Source organism: Pseudoclavibacter helvolus, assembly GCF_014191305.1.
Classification (GTDB): Bacteria; Actinomycetota; Actinomycetes; order Actinomycetales; family Microbacteriaceae; genus Pseudoclavibacter; species Pseudoclavibacter helvolus.
Genome location: NZ_JACHWJ010000002.1, coordinates 27,597 through 47,871 on the forward strand (window position 1 = coordinate 27,597; position 20,275 = coordinate 47,871).

Here is a 20,275-nt window from a genome sequence, read left to right on the forward strand (position 1 = left end):
TGCCCGTGCTCGCCCGTGTTCGCAACTGCGCTCCGCCCTGCGCGCGCAACCCAACTCCCGAGACGGCTGCGGGCGCCGGGGCGGGAGCGACAGCGAGGGTTCGACGGCAAGAACGGCAAGAGCCCCTCGGGGCGGAAAGATCTCCAACCCGAGGGGCTCTGTGGATGCGAAGGGCGCTGCCTACGCGCTGGTGAGCGTCACACGCAGCGCTTCGCCAGCCTGGGCGGCCTTCGCCTCGGCGTCTGCGGCGCGCTCGGCGGGTGAGCCATCCTCGCTGGATGCGTCGACGTAGACCTTGATCTTCGGCTCGGTCCCCGAGGGGCGCACCATGACGCGGGTGCCGTCGGCGAGCTGGTAGCGCAGCAGGTCGATAGGCACTTCATCACCGGACAGGTCTCCGGTCTCGACGACGGCAACGCCGCCGACCTCGGTCGGGGTGTGGCTGCGCAGCACCGCCATGACCCTCGGGATCTCGGTGATGTCGTCGAAGCGCACGGACACCTGCGTCGACACGAACGTGCCGAACCGCTCCGCAAACGCGTCGTCGTGGTCGATGAGCGTGCGCCCCTCGGCCTGCAGACCCATGATGAGCTCGAGGATCGCGACGGATGCGGAGATGCCGTCCTTGTCGTGCACCGTCTCGGGGTTCACGAGGTAGCCGAGCGCTTCCTCGTAGCCGTAGAGGATGTTCGGGGCGCGAGAGATCCACTTGAATCCGGTTGGGGTCTCGGCGTAGTCGAGCCCGTACTCGTGGGCGATGCGGCCGAGGGCCGGGGCTGAGACGACCGAGGTGGCAAGCGTGCCGTGCACGCCGTCCGCCTTCGCCTGCTCTGCCGCTCGCCAGCCGAGGATCTTGCCGATGTCGTTGCCACCGAACCGGCGCCACCCGGATGTGTCCTTGACGGCAACCGCGAGCCTGTCGGCGTCGGGGTCATGCGCGATGACAAGGTCGATGCCGGCAGCATCCGCCGTCTCGTAGGCGAGGTCCAGGGCGCCGGGCTCCTCCGGGTTGGGGAAGTCGAGCGTTGGGAAGGCGCCGTCCGGTTCCACCTGCTGTGCGACGACGACGGGCTCATGGATGCCGAGCTCGGCCACGACCGCGCGGAACGTCTCCCAGCCGACGCCGTGCAGCGGCGTGTAGACGAAGCGGATGTCGCTCGGCGTGCCGCGCAGGAGCGCGGCGGTGGCGGAGACGTACTCGCTCACGACGGACTCGTCTGCCGTGGCGTAGGCGGGAGAGCGCGGGATCTCGGGCACCGTGGTGCCCGCCGCGACGGCGGCGATGGCCGAAGCGATCTCGAGGTCGACGGGAGCGACGATCTGCGAGCCGTCGTCGGCGCCGCCGAGGTAGACCTTGTAGCCGTTGTCCCACTTCGGGTTGTGCGAGGCGGTGACCATGACACCGGCGGATGCACCGAGGCGGCGAACCGCGAAGGCCAGGACGGGTGTCGGCAGCTGCCTCGGCAGGATCGTCGCGGCAACACCAGCGGCCTGCATGATCTCTGCCGTGTCCTCGGCGAAGCGCTTCGAGTTGTTGCGAGCGTCGTAGCCGATCACGATGGACGGCGAATCCTCGCGCGAAAGCAGGAAGTCGGCGAAGCCGCGGGCCGCCTGGGCGACGAGGACCCGGTTCATCCGGTTGGGGCCGGCGCCGAGCCTGCCGCGGAGGCCCGCAGTCCCGAAGGCGAGGCGCGCAGAGAAGCGGTCGTGCAGCTCGCGCCAGGCGTCGGCGCGATCGCTTGTGTCGCTCTCCTCGATGACCGTCAGCTCAGGAGAGACGTCGCCAGCGGCGTCGAGCAGCTGCTGCAGCTCGGCGCGCGTGACCTCGTCGGGGTCCTGGGACAGCCAGGAGGTCGCGTTGTGGCGCAATGCGACCTGAAGCTGGCGTGCGAGGCCGCTCATCAGAGCTTCACCACGATCTGCGAGAGCAGTTCGGCGAGGTCGGCCTCAGCGGCCTTGCCTGCCTCCAGCACCTCGGTGTGGCTCAGCGGGTTCGGCGAAACGCCAGCGGCCGGGTTCGTGATGAGCGACATGCCGAGCACCTCCATGCCAGCTTCGCGGGCGGCGATTGCCTCGAGTGCCGTGGACATGCCGACGATGTCGCCACCGATGGTGCGGGCCATCTTGACCTCGGCTGGCGTCTCGTAGTGTGGGCCGCGGAACTGCACGTAGACGCCCTCATCGAGGTCGCGCACCGTGATCGCCAGCTCGCGCAGGCGGGCCGAGTACAGGTCGGTCAGGTCGATGAACGTGGCACCTTCGAGGGGTGAGTCGGCCGTGAGGTTGATGTGGTCGGAGATGAGGACCGGCGTGCCAGGGCCCCACTCTGGCCGCACCCCGCCTGCCCCGTTCGTGAGGATCATGACGGAGGCGCCGGCAGCTGCCGCGGTGCGGACGGAGTGCACGACGCGGCGGACGCCCTTGCCCTCGTAGTAGTGGGTGCGAGCGGCGATGACAAGTGCGTGCTTGCCGTTGGCAAGGCGGATCGAGCGCAGCGTGCCCGAGTGGCCCGGAATGTCTGACTTCGCGAACCCGGGCACTTCGTCGGCCGGGATGGTCGCGATCGTCTCGCCGAGCATCTCGGCTGTCTGACCCCATCCGCTGCCGAGGGTGAGCGCGATGTCGTGACGTTCGACACCTGTCTTCTCGGCGATAACCGCGGCGGCTGCCTGCGCGAATTCGAAGGGTGAGGTGGCTGGATCGTCGATCGACTCTGATACGTGCGTTGACATGCTCCCCAGAGTAGCGACCGGGAAGCGGCGAGCGGGGACCACGAGCGGATGAACGCCAGGGTCGTCAGGAAATGGCCCGGATACTCGCCCGGTTTGGCGGGTTCATGCGGGAGGAGGACAATAGCCGCATGGCCACGCCTTTTGATCGTAAGCACCGCATCGTTGTCGTCGGCGGGGGGCCAGGCGGGTATGAAGCCGCACTCTCGGCAGCCCGCCTCGGCGCAGAAGTCACTCTCATCGAACGTGTTGGGGTCGGCGGCTCCGCCGTCCTCACCGACGTCGTCCCTTCCAAGACCCTGATCGCCAGCGCAGAGGCCGCCACCGCGATCCGCGAGTCCGGCGAACTCGGCGTGCAGTTCTTCGCGAAGGGCGACACGGGCAAGCCCCTCAAGCCCGAGGTCGCGGTGAACCTCTCGAAGCTCAACAAGCGCCTCCTTCGTCTCGCGCAGAACCAGTCGGATGACATGCAGCGCACCCTCGAGGAGGCTGGCGTCAACGTCATCCAGGGCGAGGGCAAGCTGGACGGCAACTCGGCGGTCACGGTGGGCACGGGCTCCGGCGGGCAGGACTTCGATCGCATCGAGTTCGACTCCGCCGTCATCTCGGTGGGTGCTCGCCCGCGCACCCTCGACTCGTGCAAGCCGGACGGCGAGCGCATCCTCACCTGGACCCAGCTGTACAACCTCAAGGAGATGCCGAGCCATCTCATCGTCGTCGGATCCGGCGTCACGGGCGCCGAGTTCGCCTCGGCGTACTCGGCGTTGGGCGCGAAGGTCACGCTCGTCTCGAGCCGCGACCGCGTGCTTCCCAACGAGGACGCGGATGCGGCTGACGTGATCGAGGACGTCTTCAAGCGGGGCGGCATGACGGTTCTGTCCAAGTCTCGCGCGGCGACCGTCGTCCGCGACGGCGACGAGGTCGTGGCGACGCTCGACGACGGGCGAGAGGTGCGCGGCTCGCACTGCCTCATCGCGGTCGGCTCCATCCCGAACACTTCGGGCATCGGCCTGGAAGGCGCCGGCGTCGAGGTCACGCCCTCCGGTCACATCCGCGTCAACCGCGTCGCCCGCACCTCTGTGCCGAATATCTACGCGGCGGGCGACTGCACGGAGTTCTTCCCGCTCGCGTCCGTCGCGTCCACGCAGGGGCGCACGGCGGTCTTCCACGCGCTGGGTGACGAGGTGCGTCCCATCAACCTCCGAAACGTGGCCTCGAACATCTTCACGTACCCGGAGATCGCGACCGTCGGCTGGCAGCAGCGCTCGATCGAGGACGGCACCCGGGAGGGGCGCGTCTACAAGCTGCCGCTGAGCGAGAACCCGCGTGCCAAGATGCAAGGTGTCCGCGACGGCTTCGTGAAGCTCATCGCGGGCAACGATCTCGGCACGGTCATCGGCGGCGTCATCGTCGCGCCGCGCGCCTCCGAACTCGTGCTGCCACTGTCGATCGCGATCGAGCAGCGCCTCACGGTCGACCAGGTTGCGCGCGCGTGGGCCGTCTACCCGTCGCTCGCGAGCAGCATCTCGGATGCGGCTCACGCCATGCACGTGCCCTACTCGGAGCAGACGAAGAGCTAGGCGGCCTCTGCGGGCGCTCGCTGCTAATCCGCATTATCCTTTTCGCGCTCCGCCAGCGTTTTGGCGGGCAGTCCCGTCGAGCGCAGGTATCGTGACGATTGGCTGCGCGTTGTGCGTGGCTGGCGGAATCCACGATTGGGGAGCGATGATCGATGTCGAGCAAGTGAATGGAGTCTGGGCGTTCGACCCTGAGCACACCCGTATCGGGTTCTCGGCGCGTCACGCCATGATCACCACGGTGCGAGGGGCGTTCAATGACGTCGAGGGCGAGCTTCTGGTCGACGCCGACGCCCCCTCGAAGTCCGAGGCCACGCTGACGGTGAGAGCGTCGAGCATCGACACCCGGAACGCGAAGCGTGACGAGCATCTGCGCAGCGCGGACTTCTTCGACGTGGATCGCTGGCCGGACATCACGTTCGTCAGCAGGAAGATCGAGGAGATCGACGAGGGCTCGTACGCCGTGACCGGAGATCTCACGATCCGCGACGTCACCCAGGAGGTCATGGTGCCGATCTCGTTGGTCGGGGTCGAGACGGATGCGTTCGGCGTGCTCCGAGCGGGCTTCGAGGGGAGCCGCCGATTGCTGCGGCGCGACTTCGGACTCGAATGGAACATGCCGCTGGACTCCGGCGGGGTGCTCGTGTCGGAGCGCATCACGTTGGAGTTCGAGATATCGGTCATCAAGACCGAGTAGTCGGGCCCGCACGGAGGCCGACGATCCGCAGCATCCCCCTCTGCGGATCGCGGTGCGCTCAGCCGCCGAAGTACTCGTTCCAGATGTCGATGGCGAGCTTGACGAAGAGCACGCTCACGACGATGAGGAAGACCCAGCGGATGAGCTTGCTTCCGCCGCGGATGGCGGTGCGCGCGCCGAGGTAGCCGCCGGCGACATTCGAGATGGCGAGCACGGCGCCGAGCGCCCAGAGGACGTAGCCCTGCGGGGCGAAGAAGAGCAGCGCGCCGAGGTTCGTCCCGAAGTTGACGATCTTCGCCTTGGCGCTCGCCTGCAGGAACGAGTAGCCGAGCAGCGAGACCAGGGCGATGACGAGGAACGAGCCGGTGCCCGGCCCGAGCACGCCGTCGTAGACGCCGATCGCGAAGCCGATGAGCCCCGCGACGACGTGGTGCTTGCGCCCCTCGTACTTGAGCTTGTCGAGCTGCCCGACGCTCGGCTTGAACGCCGTGAAGATGCCGATGCCGAGGATCGCGATGGCGATGATCGGTTTGAAGGCGGCTGCAGGGATGCTCGACGCGAGGATCGCGCCGCCGTAGGCCCCGAAGAGCGCGATCGCCGCCATCGGCAGCGCCGTGCGCAGATCCGGCTTCACTCGCCTGAAGTACGTGATCGAGCTGGTCGTAGTCCCGGCGATGCTGCCGAGCTTGTTTGTCGCGAGCGCCTGCACCGGCGTGACACCGGGCAGCGTGAGGAGCATCGTGAGCTGGATCAGCCCGCCGCCCCCGACCACCGCATCCACCCACCCGGCCGCGAAGCCGCCCGCGATGACCAGCGCGAGCAACCAGCCGTTGAAGCCCTCGAGGCCGGTGAACGACTCGAGCCAGCTCGGGTCGGTCGCCGCGGTCGTCGCGTGGATCGGTGGTGAGAGCAGCGCGGGGGTCAGGAAGGAAGCGTCGAGCACCTGCTGAGGCTACTCGGCGTCGGCGAGCTCGAGCAGCTTCGTGCCGCTCGAGACCGTCTCGCCTGCCGCGCCCGTGATGGACGCGACGATGCCGTCGCGCGGAGCCTGGATTGGCTGCTCCATCTTCATGGCCTCGAGCACAACGAGGAGGTCGCCCTTGACGACCTTCTGGCCCTCCTCGACGGCGAACTTCACGATGGTCGCCTGCATGGGCGCAGTGATGTCGCCGCTCGAGTGGGTCTCGACGTTGGTGTGCGACCGGCGCTTGGGGGCGTGACCGGCCATGGTGCGGCCGGCGCCGCCGTGGCCCGCGCCGGTGACGGCGAGCAGGCGCTCTGGCAAGGAAACCTCGAGGCGCTTGTCGTTGACCTCGACGACGACGTTGCGGCGGGCCACTGGCTCGTTGACATCGCCGGCCTCGCCACCCCAGGGCTCGATCGTGTTGTTGTACTCGGTCTCGATCCAGCTCGTGTACACGCCGAATTCGCCGTTCTCGGCGGTGAAGGCGGGGTCGCGCACCACTGAGCGGTGGAACGGCAGCACGGTTGGCATGCCGTTCAGCTCGAAGTCCTCGAGCGCACGGCGGGAGCGCTCGAGCGCCTCCTCGCGGGTTGCGCCGGTGACGATGAGCTTCGCGAGCAGCGAGTCGAACGCGCCGGAGACGACGTCTCCCTCGCGGACGCCGGAGTCGACGCGGACCCCTGGTCCGCCGGGAACGCGGAACGTCGTGACGGTTCCTGGCGCCGGGAAGAATCCGCGGCCCGGGTCCTCGCCGTTGATACGGAACTCGAAGGAGTGGCCGGTGACCTGGGGGTCGTCGTAGCCGAGCGCTTCGCCCTGTGCGATGCGGAACTGCTCGCGCACGAGGTCGATGCCCGTCACCTCTTCGGAGACGGGGTGCTCGACCTGGAGGCGGGTGTTGACCTCGAGGAACGCGACGGTGCCGTCGGCGGCGAGCAGGAACTCGCAGGTCCCGGCGCCCACGTAGCCGACCTCCTTGAGGATGGCCTTGGACGCACGACGCATCTCGGCTTCCTGCTCCGCCGTGATGAACGGGGCAGGGGCCTCTTCCACTAGCTTCTGGTGGCGGCGCTGCAGCGAGCAGTCGCGAGTCGAGACGACAACGACGTTGCCGTGCGCGTCTGCGAGGCACTGCGTCTCGACGTGGCGGGGCTTGTCGAGGTATTTCTCGACGAAGCACTCGCCTCGGCCGAAGGCCGTGATGGCCTCGCGAGTGGCAGATTCGAAGAGCTGGGTGACCTCGTCGCGTTCGCGTGCGACCTTCAGACCTCGACCGCCGCCGCCGAACGCCGCCTTGATCGCGACGGGCAGGCCGTGGACGTCGATGAAGGCGAGCACCTCGTCGGGGCCGTCTACGGGGTTGAGCGTGCCTGGAGCAAGAGGTGCGCCGACCTTCTCCGCGACGTGGCGGGCGGTGACCTTGTCGCCGAGTGCCTCGATGGCCTCGGGGGACGGCCCGATCCACGTGAGGCCCTGGCCGATGACGGCGCGGGCGAAGTCGGCGTTCTCGGCGAGGAAGCCGTAGCCGGGGTGCACGGCGTCTGCGCCGGAGCGGCGGGCGATGGAGAGCAGCTTGTCGATCACGAGGTACGTCTCGGCGCTTGTCGTGCCGCGCAGCGCGTAGGCCTCGTCAGCGAGGCGTACGTGGGGGGCGTCGCGGTCCTGGTCTGCGTACACGGCGACGGAGGAGATACCCGCGTCTCGAGCCGCTCGTGCGATGCGTACGGCGATTTCGCCACGGTTGGCGATGAGGAGCTTCGAGATTCGCGACATGGTTCCTAAGCCTATTGAGGTCGGGGCGGCCGGATTTGGCTCGATTCGACAAACTTATCCGGAGAAGGTTGTCAGATGCGCCCGGTTGGAGGTTCTCACCACGCCGAAGCGCTGTCAGGTGGACGACATTGGTCTTGCGGCACGTTCCCACAGGGCGGGAACGTGATTGCACAGAGTGTTACCTCGTGTTTAGCTACAGGGCTACAGTTTTTAGCCAGCCAGGCACCTAGCCAGTAATGGTCAAGCGTGCCAGGTCCGATCTGGGCCCACCCCATTGCCGTCCACTCCGCGTCTTCAGTGACGCGCATCCACCACGTTAGTGGATGCGTCGCTCGAGACGCCTCGTCGTTCCGGAGAATCGATGCTCGGTAAGCTCCTCGCCCGTTACCTACGGAAGTACTGGCCGCTCCTCGCGGGCGTGCTCGTCTTCCAATTTCTACAAGCGCTCGCGTCGCTGTACCTTCCGCGACTCAACGCCGACATCATCGACAAGGGCGTCGCCAACGCCGACACCGACTACATCTGGTCGACCGGCGCCGTCATGCTCGCCATCTCGCTCGGGCAGATCACCTGCTCGATCATCGCGACGGTCTTCGCGGCCCGCGCCGCCATGGCGCTTGGCCGTGACATCCGCGCCGATGTCTTCGCCCGCGTGAGCAGCTTCTCCGAGCGCGAGGTCTCGCGCTTCGGTGCGGGCTCGCTCATCACGCGCAACACGAACGACGTCCAGCAGGTCCAGATGCTCGCGATGATGGGCTCGACGATGCTCGTCTCCGCCCCGATGCTCGCGATCGGCGGCATCATCATGGCCCTGCAGCAGGATGTCGGCCTCTCCTGGATCATCGGCGTCGCGGCCCCGGTGCTGCTTGTCCTCGTCGGCATCATCATCAGCCGCATGGTGCCGCTCTTCCGCCAGTTCCAGGTCAAGCTCGACAACATCAACCGCATCCTGCGCGAGCAGCTCACGGGCGTTCGCGTCGTCCGCGCGTTTGTGCGCGAGCCCATCGAGGAGAAGCGCTTCGAGGTCGCGAACAACGACCTCTTCATCCTCGGCAAGCGAGTCGGTGACCTCTTCGTCACGCTGTTCCCGCTCGCGATGCTCGTCCTCAACATCACGGTCGTCGGCGTCATCTGGTTCGGTGGCATCCAGGTCGACCAGGGCACCGTCGAGATCGGCACGCTCTTCGCGTTCATGGCCTACGTCATGCAGATCCTCATGGGTGTGCTCATGGCGAGCTTCATGACGATCATGATCCCGCGCGCGGCGGTGAGCGCGGATCGTATCTCCGAGGTGCTCGCGACCGAGTCGACGCTCATCATGCCGGCCAACCCGGTGACCGACTTCCCTCAGCCTGGCGTCGTCGAGTTCGACGACGTCGAGTTCACGTACCCGGGTGCAGAGGAGCCGGTACTCACGGGCATCTCGTTCCGCGCCGCCCCCGGAGAGACGGTCGCCGTCGTCGGATCGACGGGTGCGGGCAAGACGACGCTCGTGTCGCTCATCCCGCGCCTGTTCGATGCGACGGGTGGCACCGTCAAGGTCAACGGGGTCGACGTGCGCCAGGCGGATGCGGAGCTCCTGTGGGACGGCATCGGCCTGGTCCCGCAGCGCCCGTTCCTCTTCACCGGCACGATCGCCTCCAACCTCCGGTACGGCCGCGAGGCCGCGACGGACGACGACCTCTGGAAGGCGCTCGAGATCGCGCAGGCCACGGCGTTCGTCCAGGAGAAGGACAAGCAGCTCGAGTCGCGCATCGCCCAGGGCGGCACGAACGTCTCTGGCGGACAGCGCCAGCGACTCGCCATCGCTCGCGCGATCGTGCACGAGCCGCAGGTGTTCGTCTTCGATGACTCCTTCTCGGCGCTCGACCTCACGACCGACGCCAGACTGCGCCGCGCCCTCTGGGAGAAGCTGCCGCATGTCACGAAGATCGTGGTCGCCCAGCGCCTCTCGACCATCGTCGACGCCGACCGCATCGTCGTCCTCGACGACGGGCACATGGTCGGTCTCGGAACGCACGACGAGCTGCTCGAGAGCTGCACGACGTACAAGGAGATCGTGGATTCCCAGCTTGCAGTGGAGGCACAGTCATGAGCCATGACGCAGAGAACCAGAACCAGGATCCCAAGAGCGCCCGCCGTGGCAGGCGGAAGCCCAAGGAAGTCGTCGAGAAGGTCCTGACGGAAGAAGAGCAGCTCGAGCTGGAGCTTGCCGAGCAGGCGAGGCAGTCCTCCGGCGACTGGGACAGCGTCGCACCAGGCAAGGCGAAGAACTTCGGGCAGAGCTTCGGTCGACTCCTCGGTCGCCTCCGCCCGTACCGCGCGGCGCTCATCATCGTGTCGTTCCTCGGCGCCGTCGGCGTCGTGCTGTCGGTCATCGCGCCGAAGGTGCTCGGCGAGGCCACGAACCTCATCTTCGAGGGTGTCGTCTCAAGCCAGCTGCCTGCTGGCGCGTCCAAGGACCAGGTCGTCGCGGGCCTGCGCGACTCCGGCCAGACCCAGTTCGCCGACATGGTCGCGGCGATGGACATCACACCAGGCGACGGCGTGAACTTCGAGCGCCTCGGCACGGTGCTGCTGTCCGTGCTTGCGCTGTACGTCTTCTCCGCGCTGCTCATGTGGCTGCAGGGCTACGTCATCAACATCATCATGATGAAGGCGATGTTCAAGCTGCGCGAAGACGTGGAGCGCAAGATCAACGCGCTCCCGCTGAGCTACTTCGACCGCGTGCAGCGCGGCGAGCTGCTGAGCCGCGTCACCAACGACATCGACAACATCACGCAGACCATGCAGCAGTCGCTGTCGCAGGTCGTCACGAGCGTGCTCACCGTCGTCGGCGTGCTGGTCATGATGTTCTCCATCTCGTGGCAGCTCGCGCTTGTCGCGCTCATCACGCTGCCGCTCATGGGCGTCATCTTCGGCGTCATTGGGCCGAAGTCGCAGAAGAACTTCGCCGAGCAGTGGAAGAAGACGGGGCGCCTCAACGCGCGCGTCGAGGAGTCGTTCTCGGGCCACGCCCTTGTGCGCGTCTTCGGCCGTGAGAAGGATGCACGCGAGCAGTTCCAGGTCGACAACGAGCAGCTCTTCCAGGCCGCATTCAAGGCGCAGTTCTGGGCTGGCGTGATGATGCCGGCGATGATGTTCATCGGCAACCTCTCCTACGTCGGCATCGCGGTGCTCGGTGGCCTCATGGTCGCGAGCGGCAACCTCCGCCTCGGTGACGTGCAGGCGTTCATCCAGTACTCGCAGCAGTTCACGCAGCCTCTCGCGGAACTGGGCGGCATGGCCGCTGTGCTGCAGTCGGGTACTGCGTCGGCCGAGCGCGTGTTCGAGCTGCTGGACGAGGAGGAGCAGGAGCCCGATTCGAAGGATGCGCCCAAGCCGGTGAACGGTGCGGGCGAGATCGTCTTCGACGACGTCACCTTCTCGTACTCGCCGGAGCAGAAGCTCATCGAGAACCTCAACTTCTCGGTCGAGCCAGGCCAGACGGTCGCTATCGTCGGGCCGACGGGTGCAGGCAAGTCGACGCTCGTGAACCTCATCATGCGGTTCTACGAACTCGACGGTGGCCGCATCCTCCTCGATGGACAGAACATCGCCGAGCTCAGGCGCGACGACGTCCGTAGCCGCACCGGCATGGTGCTGCAGGACCCGTGGCTCTTCGCGGGATCCATCCGCGAGAACATCCGCTACGGGCGGCAGGACGCGACCGACGAGGAAGTGCTCGCAGCCGCGACCGCCTGCTACGTCGACCGCTTCGTGCACTCACTCCCTGAGGGCTACGACACGGTGCTCGACGAGGACGCGTCGAACGTCTCCGCCGGTGAGCGCCAGCTCATCACGATCGCTCGCGCGTTTGTCTCCGACCCACAGGTTCTCATCCTCGATGAGGCCACGAGCTCGGTCGACACCCGCACGGAGCTGCTGCTGCAGCAGGCGATGGCGGCGCTCCGTCAGGGCCGCACGAGCTTCGTCATCGCGCACCGCCTGTCGACGATCCGCGACGCCGACCTGATCCTCGTCATGGAGCACGGCTCCATCGTCGAGCAGGGTACCCACGACGAACTCGTGAAGCAGGGCGGCGCGTACGCGAGGCTCTACAACTCGCAGTTCGAGCAGGCCGTCAGCGACCTCGACGCCGAGCAGAGCCAGCTCACCTCGTAGTCCTGATTCGCTGACCGGGCTCGTCCCGGAATCCGGCTTGGCCGGGTGCATCCGCTTTCCCGCGGATGCACCCGGCCATTTGCGTTGGTGCCCCGGGTGTTCGACGCGGCGGCGCCTCGCGCGCGAAACCTGACTCGGACAGGATGGGAAGCAGCTCGTTCCCCGTTCCCCGTTCCCCAACGAAGGGCAGCCATGTACTACAGCAAGGGCAACTACGAAGCGTTCGCGCGTCCGAAGAAGCCGGCGGGGGTCGACGAGAAATCGGCCTACCTCGTTGGGGGCGGGCTCGCGTCGCTCGCGGCGGCGGCGTTCCTCATCCGCGACGGCCAGATGGCCGGCGACCGCATCACGATCCTCGAGGCGTCCAATGCGGATGGCGGGGCCCTCGACGGCGCGGGTGATGCCGAGACCGGCTGGCTCATCCGGGGCGGCCGCGAGATGGAGAACCACTTCGAGTGCCTGTGGGACCTCTACCGTTCCATCCCCTCGCTCGAGATCGAGGGTGCCTCCGTGCTCGACGAGTTCTACTGGCTCGACAAGGAGGACCCGAACCGCTCCCCTCGAGCGCGCAACGGTCAACCAGGGCGAGAGCGCCAACACGGGCATGGACTTCACGCTGAACACAAAGGCGACGAAGAACATCATCGACCTCGTGCTCTCGCTGCCTGAGACCCTCTACGACAAGCGCATCAACGAGGTCATGAGCAAGGACTTCTTCGAGTCGAACTTCTGGCTCTACTGGCGCACGATGTTCGCCTTCGAGGAATGGCACTCGGCTCTCGAGATGAAGCTCTACGTCGAGCGCTTCATCCACCACATCGCCGGCCTCCCCGACTTCAGCGCGCTGAAGTTCACGAAGTACAACCAGTACGAGTCGCTTGTGCTGCCGCTCATCACGTGGCTCTTCGCGCAGGGTGTGACCGTGCAGAACGGCACGCGGGTCGTCAACGTCGAGTTCGACATCACGCCGGAAAAGAAGGTCGCGAAGGCGATCGAGTTGATCCGCGACGGCGAGCACGGCGGACTCGACCTCACGGAGAACGACCTCGTGTTCGTCACCAACGGCTCGCTCGTCGAGAACTCCAACTGGGGCGACCACCACACGCCCGCGCAGTACAACCCAGAGGTGCTCGAGGGAGGCAGCTGGTACCTGTGGCGCAAGATCGCGGCTCAGGACCCGTCGTTCGGTAACCCCGACAAGTTCTGCACCACCCCGGAGGAGTCGCAGTGGGAGTCGGCCACCGTGACGACGCTGGATGCTCGCATCCCGGCCTACATCGAGAAGATCGCGAAGCGCCCCACGCGTTCCGGGAAGGTCGTGACGGGCGGCATCGTCTCGGCCAAGGACTCGAAGTGGCTCATGAGCTGGACGGTCAACCGCCAGCCGCACTTCTCGCAGCAGCCTGACGACCAGACCGTCGTGTGGGTGTACGCGCTCTTCACAGACGTGCCTGGCGACTACGTGAAGAAGCCCATGCGCGACTGCACGGGCGAGGAGATCACGCGTGAGTGGCTCTACCAGATCGGGGTTCCCGACGGCGAGATCGACGAGCTCGCCGCGACGGGCGCCATCACGAGGCCGTGCATGATGCCCTTCATCACGGCGTTCTTCCTGCCGCGCAACGGCACCGACCGCCCGCAGGTCGTGCCGGAGAAGGTCGTGAACTTCGCGTTCATCGGCCAGTTCGCGGAGTCGTCTCGCGACTGCATCTTCACGACGGAGTACTCTGTGCGCACCGCGATGGAAGCCGTCTACCAGCTCCTCGGCGTAGACCGCGGTGTGCCAGAGGTGTTCGGCTCGATCTACGACGTGCGTGAGCTCATGAAGTCGACGTCATACCTGCGCGACGGCAAGAAGCTGCCCATCCCGGGCTTCGCGTGCCGGTTCGTCGACAAGACGATCAGCGGGCGGATGCTCGAGCAGTACAACGTGATCTAGCGGCGCCGCCCGCCCCGCCGTTTTGGCGCCGATCCTGGCCGTTCGTTTCGCGCAGCTCCCGGCCGTTCGTCTCGGGATGGGTTCCGCACTTCGGGATGGGAAAGAACCCATCCCGAAGTGAGAAACCCATCCCGAGATTAAGTGGGACGCTCGCGCGCGGGAGAGCGCGCGAGGGGGAGAGCGAGTGCTAGACGAGCATCTCGTAGACGCCGGAGCCGATGAAGATCAACGCGATCACGACGAGGCCGATCCAGAAGAACTTGCGTGTGCGCGTGACGGGTTTGCTCATGGGGGAAGCCTACGTGCGGAGCGCCCGCCGCGTGGCGGGCGCTCCTGCGCGTCCGGGCTAGGCGGCCGACCAGCCGCCGTCCGAGGGCAGGATGACGCCGTTGACGTTGACGCCGTCATCGCTCAGGAGGAAGGTGATGGATGCGGCGAGCGCGGTGCCCGTAGTGGGGGTCGGCAGGATCGCCATGGCCTGCTGCACGCGCTTCGCGCCGAGCTCCGAGTCGAAGCGCGCCTCGATGTTGGTCGCGACGCCGCAAGGCGCGACGGCGTTGATGCGGAGTCCGCTTGGGCCGTACATGAAGGCGCTCGACTTGGTGAGGCCCGCGACGGCGTGCTTGGACGCCGTGTAGGCGGCGCCGGCGGCCGACCCGCGGAGGGCTGCCTCGGAGGCGACGTTGACGATCGAGCCCTTGCCGGCGGCGAGCATCGCTGGGACGACGGCGCGCATGAGCTTCATCGTTCCGGTCACGTTGACGGCGAAGACGCGGTTCCAGATCTCGTCGCTGACCTCGCCGACCGGCGTCATGTTGTCCATGATGCCTGCGATGTTCGCGAGGCCGTCGATCTGTGAGCCTGCCGCCTCGACGATCTGGGCGACGCCTGCGTCGTCGGTGATGTCGGCAGTGAGGGTGACGATGTCGGCGCCATCGTGCTCCGTGACGAGGGTTGCCAGGCGCTCAGCGGAGACATCGACGGCGATCACGCGACCGCCCTCGCGCGCGATGCGCGACGCCGTGGCCTTGCCGATGCCGGAACCGGCGCCCGTGACGATGACCGTCTTCCCGGCGAAGCGGCCGCCGGTGATCGCTTCCACCCACGCCGCGGCCCGGGGCGCTCGCGGGGCGTCGAGGTCGGTGACGGGGCCGAACGCTCCTGGCTCAGCGGGGGTGACCTCGCCGCTGTTCACGCGCGCGATCATCGCATCCACCATCTCCTGCGGGAACTTGCCCTGGCTGAGCTCGACGAGCTGCGAGAGGGGCACGCCCGCGACTGGTGCGAGGGAGGAGGCGTCCTGGCCGCCCTGAGCGAGGATCTCGCGGATGACGACGCCGCCCGTCGGGTCGGTGAGCCATTCGCCGATGGTGTTCGCGGAGGTGAGGGGGTACGCGTTCGAGGTCATCTGGATGCCAGCTTTCTGCTTGGTCCGCCAGTCAGTGCTCGGGGAGCGCCTTCTCGGGCGGTGACAGCTTCGGATCGAACGAACCGGACAACACTGTCCGGATTATGCTATCCCGGTGTCGACTCCAGCGAAAGCCAATCGGGGACCGAGTGCGGGGCCCGAGAATCGTCGTGCTCTCATCGAGGCCGCAAGGGTCGTGTTCGCCGAAGGGGGAGTCGACGCGCCGCTCAGCGCGGTCGCCAAACTGGCGGGGGTCGGCCAGGGGAGCCTCTACCGGCACTTCCCTGACCGGGGAGCGCTTGCCCTCGCGGTGTTCGGGGAGGCGATCGTCGAGCTCGAGGACCTCATGGCGGCACCTGATTCCGATCTTGCCGAGCTCCTCGAGCTCATCGTGCAGCAGATGCTCGTGTCGGTCGGGCTCATCCAGCTCACGTTGACCGACACGGCAGATGCGCACGGCGCGAGCGTGCGCGACCGGATGCTCGCCTTGCTTGGTACCGCCCTCGCGCGTGACCGGCCGGCCGGTCGAGTGAGCGATGACATCAGTGCGGAGGACGTCCTCCTGCTGCTCTCGATGCTCGCCGGCGTGCTGCCTCGCACGCCGCGCGATGAGCGCGAGGGCGTGGCCCGCCGCTCGATCGAGCTGTTCTGGCGGTCCTTCGCCCCCTGAGTGAGGTCCGTCAGGCGCCTTCCGAGAACTGGCGGAGCACGCGGCGAATGCCGCGGAAGCCGATCACGAGGCCCTGCAGTTCTTCGTCGCTGAGGTGGGCGGCGAACTCGTCGGTGTCTGTGCGGAGCCCGAGGAAGCGTTCGTGCAGCCGGATGGCCTTGCAGGTGGCGGTGAGGTGTCTGATGCGCCGGTCGGGCTTGCCCTCCGTGCGGGTCAGAAGACCGTTCTCGACGAGCTTGTCGATGCTCGCGGATGCTGTGGGCACGGCGACCCCGAGCTGCTCGGCTGCCTGCGAGACGGTCGTGACGATGCCGGTCGTGACGAGGAACACGGTCTTCAACTGCTGCGCGGTGATGTCGAGCTCCAGGAAGGGTGCCATGTGCCTCGCGGAGAGCCCTCGCGTGAGCTCGGCCTTGACCTCGTTCAGCTGCGCAAGCAGCTCTTCGCGGGACTCGTGTGCCTGCATGGGAACCTCCTGGGATTGCGAGTCTCTCACTAATAGTGAGGACTTTCCTAAGTATAGTTCGGAGGGCGGCACCAGAGCTGGTGTTGTGAGGAGAACGGAGCAGACCATGACGAATCAGACCTGGTGCATCGCCGGCGGCGAGGACGGAGCAGATCGGCAGCTCGCCGATGCGCTGCTCCGCGGCGGAAACACGGTCGCTATCGTCGGCCGTAACGTGGCGCCCTTCGCCCTGCTCGTCGACGACTACGCCGACGCGGTCATGCCCGTCGAGATCACGGCGACGACCTCTGAGGCTCTCGCCGAGCTCCGGGAGAGCATTGAGCTCAACCTCGGCGAGGTGACGCACTTCGGTGTGCTGCTTGGTGGGCTCGGCGAGGGGACGCCCGAGCAGGTGGCCGAGCGCCTCCTTGGCAAGCTCGACAGGGCGGGCAAGCATCGCGGTGCTCAGCACAGCGATGGCCAGGTCTCGCAGAGCTGGCCGACAGACACGCAACTGATCCTCGTGCGCGGCACAGCCGAGGGGACCAGCACTGGGAACCGAGCCGCCGAGAATACGGACATCGAAGCTCGCATCCAGCTCGGGGCTGCGCACTCCAGGCAGCCGATGCCGACTGTGCACGTGCGCGAGCTGGCAGAGCTCATCCGCGGCGAGTCCGCCGTCGCGCTCAGCTAGCTCGATGCCGGGCCGGCTCGACCTCTGACGGCTAGGCTGACCGGGTGATCTCCCGTGCCAAGAACCTCGTCAGAGCAGTGCGATCGCGCGCGGCGCGCGCCCTCGGCAGCGGCGCGGGGGAACGCCCACTGACGTGGGCCATCAAGGTGCCGGCCCCGGACTCCCCAGAAGGCGACGTCTGGGGAGACGTGTTCTACGCCGAGGATCTCGCCAAGGCACTGCGCCGCCTCGGTCAGACCGTCTATGTCGACCGCTGGGAGACGCGCAATCGGCCCGACCCGAGCATCCCGGACGACGTGGCAGTGCACCTGCGCGGCTTCCACCGGCCAGAGCTCGTCGATGGGTCCGTCAACATCCTCTGGATCATCAGCCACCCGGACTGGGTGAGTGAGGACGAGCTCGACCTGCCCTTCGACCTGCGACTCGCGGCGAGCGTGCCGTGGGCAGCCGTCATGTCGCGTCCTGATCGAGAGATCCGGCCGCTGCTGCAGGCGACCAACGCTGACCGGTTCACGCCAGCGCCGCAGCCGGGTGACCTCGAGTCCGATGTGCTGTTCGTCGGGCGCTCGCGCAACGTCTTCCGGCCGATCGTGCGGGACTCGATCGCCGCGGGCGCCGACCTCGACGTCTACGGCGACCTGTGGGAGCAGTTCATCGACAAGCGCCACATCAAGTCCGAGTACCTCGACAACGCTGCCGCCCCGGGCGCGTACCGTGGCGCGCGCATCGTGCTCAACGACCACTGGGACGACATGGCGCGGCACGGCTTCGTCTCCAACCGCCTGTTCGACGCCGTGGCAGCTGGCGCCATCGTCGTCTCCGACGAGATCACGGGTGGCTTCCCCGTCGAGTTCGGCGACTCCGTGCGCACCTACTCGTCGGTTGACGAGCTCCGTGGCCTGCTCGCTGCGGGAAACCACGGATGGCCAACTGAGGAACAGCGGGCGGCGACCGCGCGCAAGGTCGCCGAGTTCCACTCCTTCGATGCGCGCGCGATGACGCTGCTCGTCTCGGCGCGCGAACTGCTGGCTGCACGCTCCTGACCTGCGTCCCCCACCACGCGAGACAAGCCGACGCAGCTAGACCTCGCTGGGGGCCGTCGCCTTGGTCACCGCCTCCAGGATCGGCGTGCCGACCTTGCCGCTTCCGAGTCCGACCGCCTCGACCGAAGCGAAAGCGGCAGCGTTCAGCACGATGACCGGAGTGATGAGCGAGAAGCCCGCCGCTTCGACGATGTCCCTGTCGAACTCCACGAGCACCGTCTCCGGGGTGACCTTGTCGCCGACCTTGACCCTCACGTCGAACCCCTTGCCGTCGAGCTCGACCGTGTCGATGCCGACGTGGATGAGGATCTCGAGCCCGTTGTCGAGCTGCAGCCCGAAGGCATGCCCCGTCGTTTGGGCAACGGCGACGGTGCCGGTCCCCGGGGCGTAGACGACGCTCCCGCTCGGCTTGATGGCGGCACCTGGGCCCATGATGCCCTGGCTGAAGACGGCGTCAGGTACCTCCGAGAGCGGAACGATTTCTCCCTCGAGTGGGGGAGAACACCTCGACCGTGCGGGGTGCGGACTCGCGCGCGCGGAGCGCGGACGCCGCGATGACGTCTTCAGTGGTCTCGCCCTTCTTCGCCGTCTCCAGGTCGGCGACAGGCACACGTGCCGCCTCGAACGCGGCCTGCTGCTCCGGGCTGCGGTAGCCGGAGAAGATCACGAGGAACATCGACACGAAGAACGCTGCGCCAACGGCGGCGGCGTACAGCGGGATGTTGTCGAAGGCCGGGATCGTGAGCAGGGAGGTGAACACGAACGCGCTCGTCTTCACGCCGCCGCCGATTCCGATGATGAGCCCACCTACGAGGCAGCCGACGAGCATCCGCCCGTAGATGCGCTTGAACCGCAGATGGATGCCGTACAGCGACGGCTCCGAGATGCCGCCGAGGAGGCCAGCGGCGAGGGCGCCCGTCGAGGTCTGCCTCATCTGCGCGTCCTTCTCGCGGATCGACAGGTACAGCACGCCCGCCGTGGCGCCGAAGCACGCGAAGTTCCAGGCACCCATCGGGCCCTGGATGTAGTCGTAGCCGAGCGTCTGGATGTTGAGGAGCATGATCGCGTTGATGGGCCAGTGCAGGCCGAGCGGGACCATGAACGGGTACGCGAGCGGGATGACAATGGCGAAGATGAGCGGCGAGAAGTCGTTGATGGCGCGCAGCAGGTTGGCGAGCCCGGCCCCCGTGTAGACCCCGATCGGGCCGATGAGGAACGCCGTCATCGGGATCATGATGAGCATGCTCAGGAACGGCACGAAGATGAGGTGCAGGTCTTCAGGGATGAGTTTCTTCAGGCCCTTGTAGAGCGGCCCAAGCAGCGCGGCCATGAGCAGCGGCGGGAACACCTGCGAGCTGTAGTCGAAGACCGTCAGAGGGAGCCCGAAGATCGGTACGACCGACACCTGCGAGCCGAAGACCTCGATGGGGTCTATGCCATCCGCGAGCCCCGTGAAGCCCGGCAGCATGACGACGCCCACGATGGCGAAGCCGATCCAGGGGTCGGCGCCGACCCGCTTCGACGCGTTGTAGGCGATGTAGAGGGGGAGGAAGATGAAGACCGCCTGCCAGCACAGATTGAGGAAGCGCCACGACGGCGGGAGGTCGGTGCGCGGGTCGGCCCAGTTGGGGATGACACCCAACGTGCTCATGAGGGCCATGAAGGTGATGAACAGGGATGCGCCGAGCAGCGCCCCGAGGATCGGCCGGAACGAGTCGGAGAGGAACTCGAAGACGCTGTCGAGCCACGCGAACTTGCCGCGGGGCCCCTTCGCCCTGGCGGCGGCCTTGATGGAGGCTGCGTCCTCCGGGTCGGCGGGTGCCCCGCCGCCCGCCATCGCTGGGAGCGCCTGGATGTCGTTGTAGACGTTCTGCACGCCGCCGCCGATGACCACCTGGTAGCGCTCGCCCGACTGCGGGACGACGCCCATCACGCCAGGGATGGCTTCGACCGCCGCCTGATCGATGCCGGATGCGTCGCGCAGCTGGAACCGAAGCCGGGTTGCGCAGTGCGTGAGGTTCTCGATGTTCCCGGCGCCGCCGAGCTGATCGACGATCGCCCGGGCTGGCCCCGAAGCGCCAGATGGGTCTTGTGGCATGGCTGGACCTCCATCGCGGGGCGTCCTCGTTGACGTCTGGATCGCGATGCTACGCCCGGCCCCCGACATTCACC

The 20,275-nt window shown here is 67.2% G+C and carries 16 protein-coding genes and 1 pseudogene; 9 read left to right on the forward strand and 8 right to left on the reverse strand.

Going from position 1 to position 20,275, the window contains the following annotated elements; translation table 11 throughout:
* Positions 1-180: 180 nt before the first annotated feature.
* Both FHX72_RS07140 and FHX72_RS07145 read right to left on the reverse strand, forming a co-directional pair.
* Complete coding sequence (locus FHX72_RS07140; RefSeq protein WP_183624086.1) at positions 181-1,902, reverse strand: phospho-sugar mutase; 1,722 nt, start codon at positions 1,900-1,902, stop codon at positions 181-183.
* On the reverse strand, positions 1,902-2,732 hold the full coding sequence (locus FHX72_RS07145) for a purine-nucleoside phosphorylase (protein ID WP_183624088.1): 831 nt from the start codon (positions 2,730-2,732) through the stop codon (positions 1,902-1,904). Before FHX72_RS07145 ends, FHX72_RS07140 begins: the two co-directional genes overlap by 1 nt.
* Before the next feature lie 128 nt (positions 2,733-2,860).
* On the opposite strand from FHX72_RS07145, the gene FHX72_RS07150 reads away from it, so the two are divergent.
* The gene (locus FHX72_RS07150) at positions 2,861-4,309 is read left to right on the forward strand and encodes an NAD(P)H-quinone dehydrogenase (protein ID WP_068476878.1); all 1,449 of its coding nucleotides are present in this window, start codon (positions 2,861-2,863) and stop codon (positions 4,307-4,309) included.
* 145 nt (positions 4,310-4,454) lie between these two features.
* The gene (locus tag FHX72_RS07155) at positions 4,455-5,003 is read left to right on the forward strand and encodes a YceI family protein (RefSeq protein ID WP_183624090.1); all 549 of its coding nucleotides are present in this window, start codon (positions 4,455-4,457) and stop codon (positions 5,001-5,003) included.
* Positions 5,004-5,061: 58 nt separating this feature from the next.
* On the opposite strand, the gene FHX72_RS07160 is transcribed toward FHX72_RS07155, so the two are convergent.
* Positions 5,062-5,826: a sulfite exporter TauE/SafE family protein gene (locus FHX72_RS07160; protein WP_183624625.1), complete on the reverse strand. Its 765-nt coding sequence runs from the start codon at positions 5,824-5,826 to the stop codon at positions 5,062-5,064.
* Between the two features lie 129 nt (positions 5,827-5,955).
* Positions 5,956-7,740: an ATP-binding protein gene (locus FHX72_RS07165; RefSeq protein ID WP_068476882.1), complete on the reverse strand. Its 1,785-nt coding sequence runs from the start codon at positions 7,738-7,740 to the stop codon at positions 5,956-5,958.
* A gap of 361 nt (positions 7,741-8,101) precedes the next feature.
* On the opposite strand from FHX72_RS07165, the gene FHX72_RS07170 reads away from it, so the two are divergent.
* The 4 genes and pseudogenes from FHX72_RS07170 to FHX72_RS07180 all read left to right on the forward strand — a co-directional run bounded on the left by FHX72_RS07170 (position 8,102) and on the right by FHX72_RS07180 (position 13,843).
* The gene (locus FHX72_RS07170; RefSeq protein WP_183624092.1) at positions 8,102-9,835 is read left to right on the forward strand and encodes an ABC transporter ATP-binding protein; all 1,734 of its coding nucleotides are present in this window, start codon (positions 8,102-8,104) and stop codon (positions 9,833-9,835) included.
* Positions 9,832-11,904, forward strand: coding sequence for an ABC transporter ATP-binding protein (locus FHX72_RS07175; RefSeq protein ID WP_183624094.1), 2,073 nt, complete (start codon positions 9,832-9,834; stop codon positions 11,902-11,904). The genes FHX72_RS07170 and FHX72_RS07175 overlap by 4 nt, the downstream gene beginning before the upstream one ends.
* A gap of 192 nt (positions 11,905-12,096) precedes the next feature.
* Positions 12,097-12,381 (forward strand): annotated as a pseudogene (locus tag FHX72_RS20005) (oleate hydratase); the annotation flags it as partial.
* A complete protein-coding gene (locus FHX72_RS07180) occupies positions 12,305-13,843 on the forward strand; it encodes an oleate hydratase (RefSeq protein ID WP_478219667.1) in 1,539 nt (512 codons plus the stop codon). The pseudogene FHX72_RS20005 and the gene FHX72_RS07180, both read left to right, overlap by 77 nt.
* Positions 13,844-14,189: 346 nt before the next feature.
* On the opposite strand, the gene FHX72_RS07185 is transcribed toward FHX72_RS07180, so the two are convergent.
* Entirely contained in the window at positions 14,190-15,251 is a 1,062-nt protein-coding gene (locus tag FHX72_RS07185) for an SDR family NAD(P)-dependent oxidoreductase (RefSeq protein WP_183624096.1), read from the reverse strand.
* A gap of 115 nt (positions 15,252-15,366) precedes the next feature.
* Here FHX72_RS07185 and FHX72_RS07190 point away from each other — a divergent pair, with 115 nt between their 5' ends.
* Positions 15,367-15,921 (forward strand): TetR family transcriptional regulator, encoded by a 555-nt coding sequence (locus FHX72_RS07190; RefSeq protein ID WP_183624098.1) that lies wholly within the window; start codon positions 15,367-15,369, stop codon positions 15,919-15,921.
* A gap of 10 nt (positions 15,922-15,931) precedes the next feature.
* Here FHX72_RS07190 and FHX72_RS07195 read toward each other — a convergent pair whose 3' ends face one another.
* Entirely contained in the window at positions 15,932-16,387 is a 456-nt protein-coding gene (locus FHX72_RS07195; protein ID WP_183624100.1) for a MarR family winged helix-turn-helix transcriptional regulator, read from the reverse strand.
* A gap of 106 nt (positions 16,388-16,493) precedes the next feature.
* On the opposite strand from FHX72_RS07195, the gene FHX72_RS07200 reads away from it, so the two are divergent.
* Positions 16,494-17,060: an SDR family oxidoreductase gene (locus FHX72_RS07200; protein ID WP_068476488.1), complete on the forward strand. Its 567-nt coding sequence runs from the start codon at positions 16,494-16,496 to the stop codon at positions 17,058-17,060.
* Between the two features lie 44 nt (positions 17,061-17,104).
* Entirely contained in the window at positions 17,105-18,103 is a 999-nt protein-coding gene (locus tag FHX72_RS07205) for a glycosyltransferase family protein (protein WP_183624102.1), read from the forward strand.
* Between the two features lie 36 nt (positions 18,104-18,139).
* Here the strand turns inward: FHX72_RS07205 and FHX72_RS18550 are convergent, their stop codons facing one another.
* Together FHX72_RS18550 and FHX72_RS07210 are read right to left on the reverse strand one after the other, a co-directional pair.
* On the reverse strand, positions 18,140-18,670 hold the full coding sequence (locus tag FHX72_RS18550) for a PTS sugar transporter subunit IIA (protein WP_244964121.1): 531 nt from the start codon (positions 18,668-18,670) through the stop codon (positions 18,140-18,142).
* Positions 18,558-20,201 carry a PTS transporter subunit EIIC gene (locus tag FHX72_RS07210; RefSeq protein ID WP_221186841.1) on the reverse strand — a complete coding sequence of 548 codons (1,644 nt, stop codon included), beginning with the start codon at positions 20,199-20,201 and terminating at the stop codon, positions 18,558-18,560. The genes FHX72_RS18550 and FHX72_RS07210 overlap by 113 nt, the downstream gene beginning before the upstream one ends.
* Between the last annotated feature and the right edge of the window lie 74 nt (positions 20,202-20,275).

What these genes read in the sequence shown, in the direction of transcription:
- FHX72_RS07140 (WP_183624086.1), bottom strand. Translation starts at nt 1,902, where the DNA reads ATGAGCGGCCTCGCACGCCAGCTTCAGGTCGCATTGCGCCACAACGCG.
- FHX72_RS07145 (WP_183624088.1), bottom strand. Translation starts at nt 2,732, where the DNA reads ATGTCAACGCACGTATCAGAGTCGATCGACGATCCAGCCACCTCACCC.
- FHX72_RS07150 (WP_068476878.1), top strand. Translation starts at nt 2,861, where the DNA reads ATGGCCACGCCTTTTGATCGTAAGCACCGCATCGTTGTCGTCGGCGGG.
- FHX72_RS07155 (WP_183624090.1), top strand. Translation starts at nt 4,455, where the DNA reads ATGATCGATGTCGAGCAAGTGAATGGAGTCTGGGCGTTCGACCCTGAG.
- FHX72_RS07165 (WP_068476882.1), bottom strand. Translation starts at nt 7,740, where the DNA reads ATGTCGCGAATCTCGAAGCTCCTCATCGCCAACCGTGGCGAAATCGCC.
- FHX72_RS07170 (WP_183624092.1), top strand. Translation starts at nt 8,102, where the DNA reads ATGCTCGGTAAGCTCCTCGCCCGTTACCTACGGAAGTACTGGCCGCTC.
- FHX72_RS07175 (WP_183624094.1), top strand. Translation starts at nt 9,832, where the DNA reads ATGAGCCATGACGCAGAGAACCAGAACCAGGATCCCAAGAGCGCCCGC.
- FHX72_RS07180 (WP_478219667.1), top strand. Translation starts at nt 12,305, where the DNA reads ATGCCGAGACCGGCTGGCTCATCCGGGGCGGCCGCGAGATGGAGAACC.
- FHX72_RS07185 (WP_183624096.1), bottom strand. Translation starts at nt 15,251, where the DNA reads ATGACCTCGAACGCGTACCCCCTCACCTCCGCGAACACCATCGGCGAA.
- FHX72_RS07195 (WP_183624100.1), bottom strand. Translation starts at nt 16,387, where the DNA reads ATGCAGGCACACGAGTCCCGCGAAGAGCTGCTTGCGCAGCTGAACGAG.
- FHX72_RS07200 (WP_068476488.1), top strand. Translation starts at nt 16,494, where the DNA reads ATGACGAATCAGACCTGGTGCATCGCCGGCGGCGAGGACGGAGCAGAT.
- FHX72_RS07210 (WP_221186841.1), bottom strand. Translation starts at nt 20,201, where the DNA reads ATGCCACAAGACCCATCTGGCGCTTCGGGGCCAGCCCGGGCGATCGTC.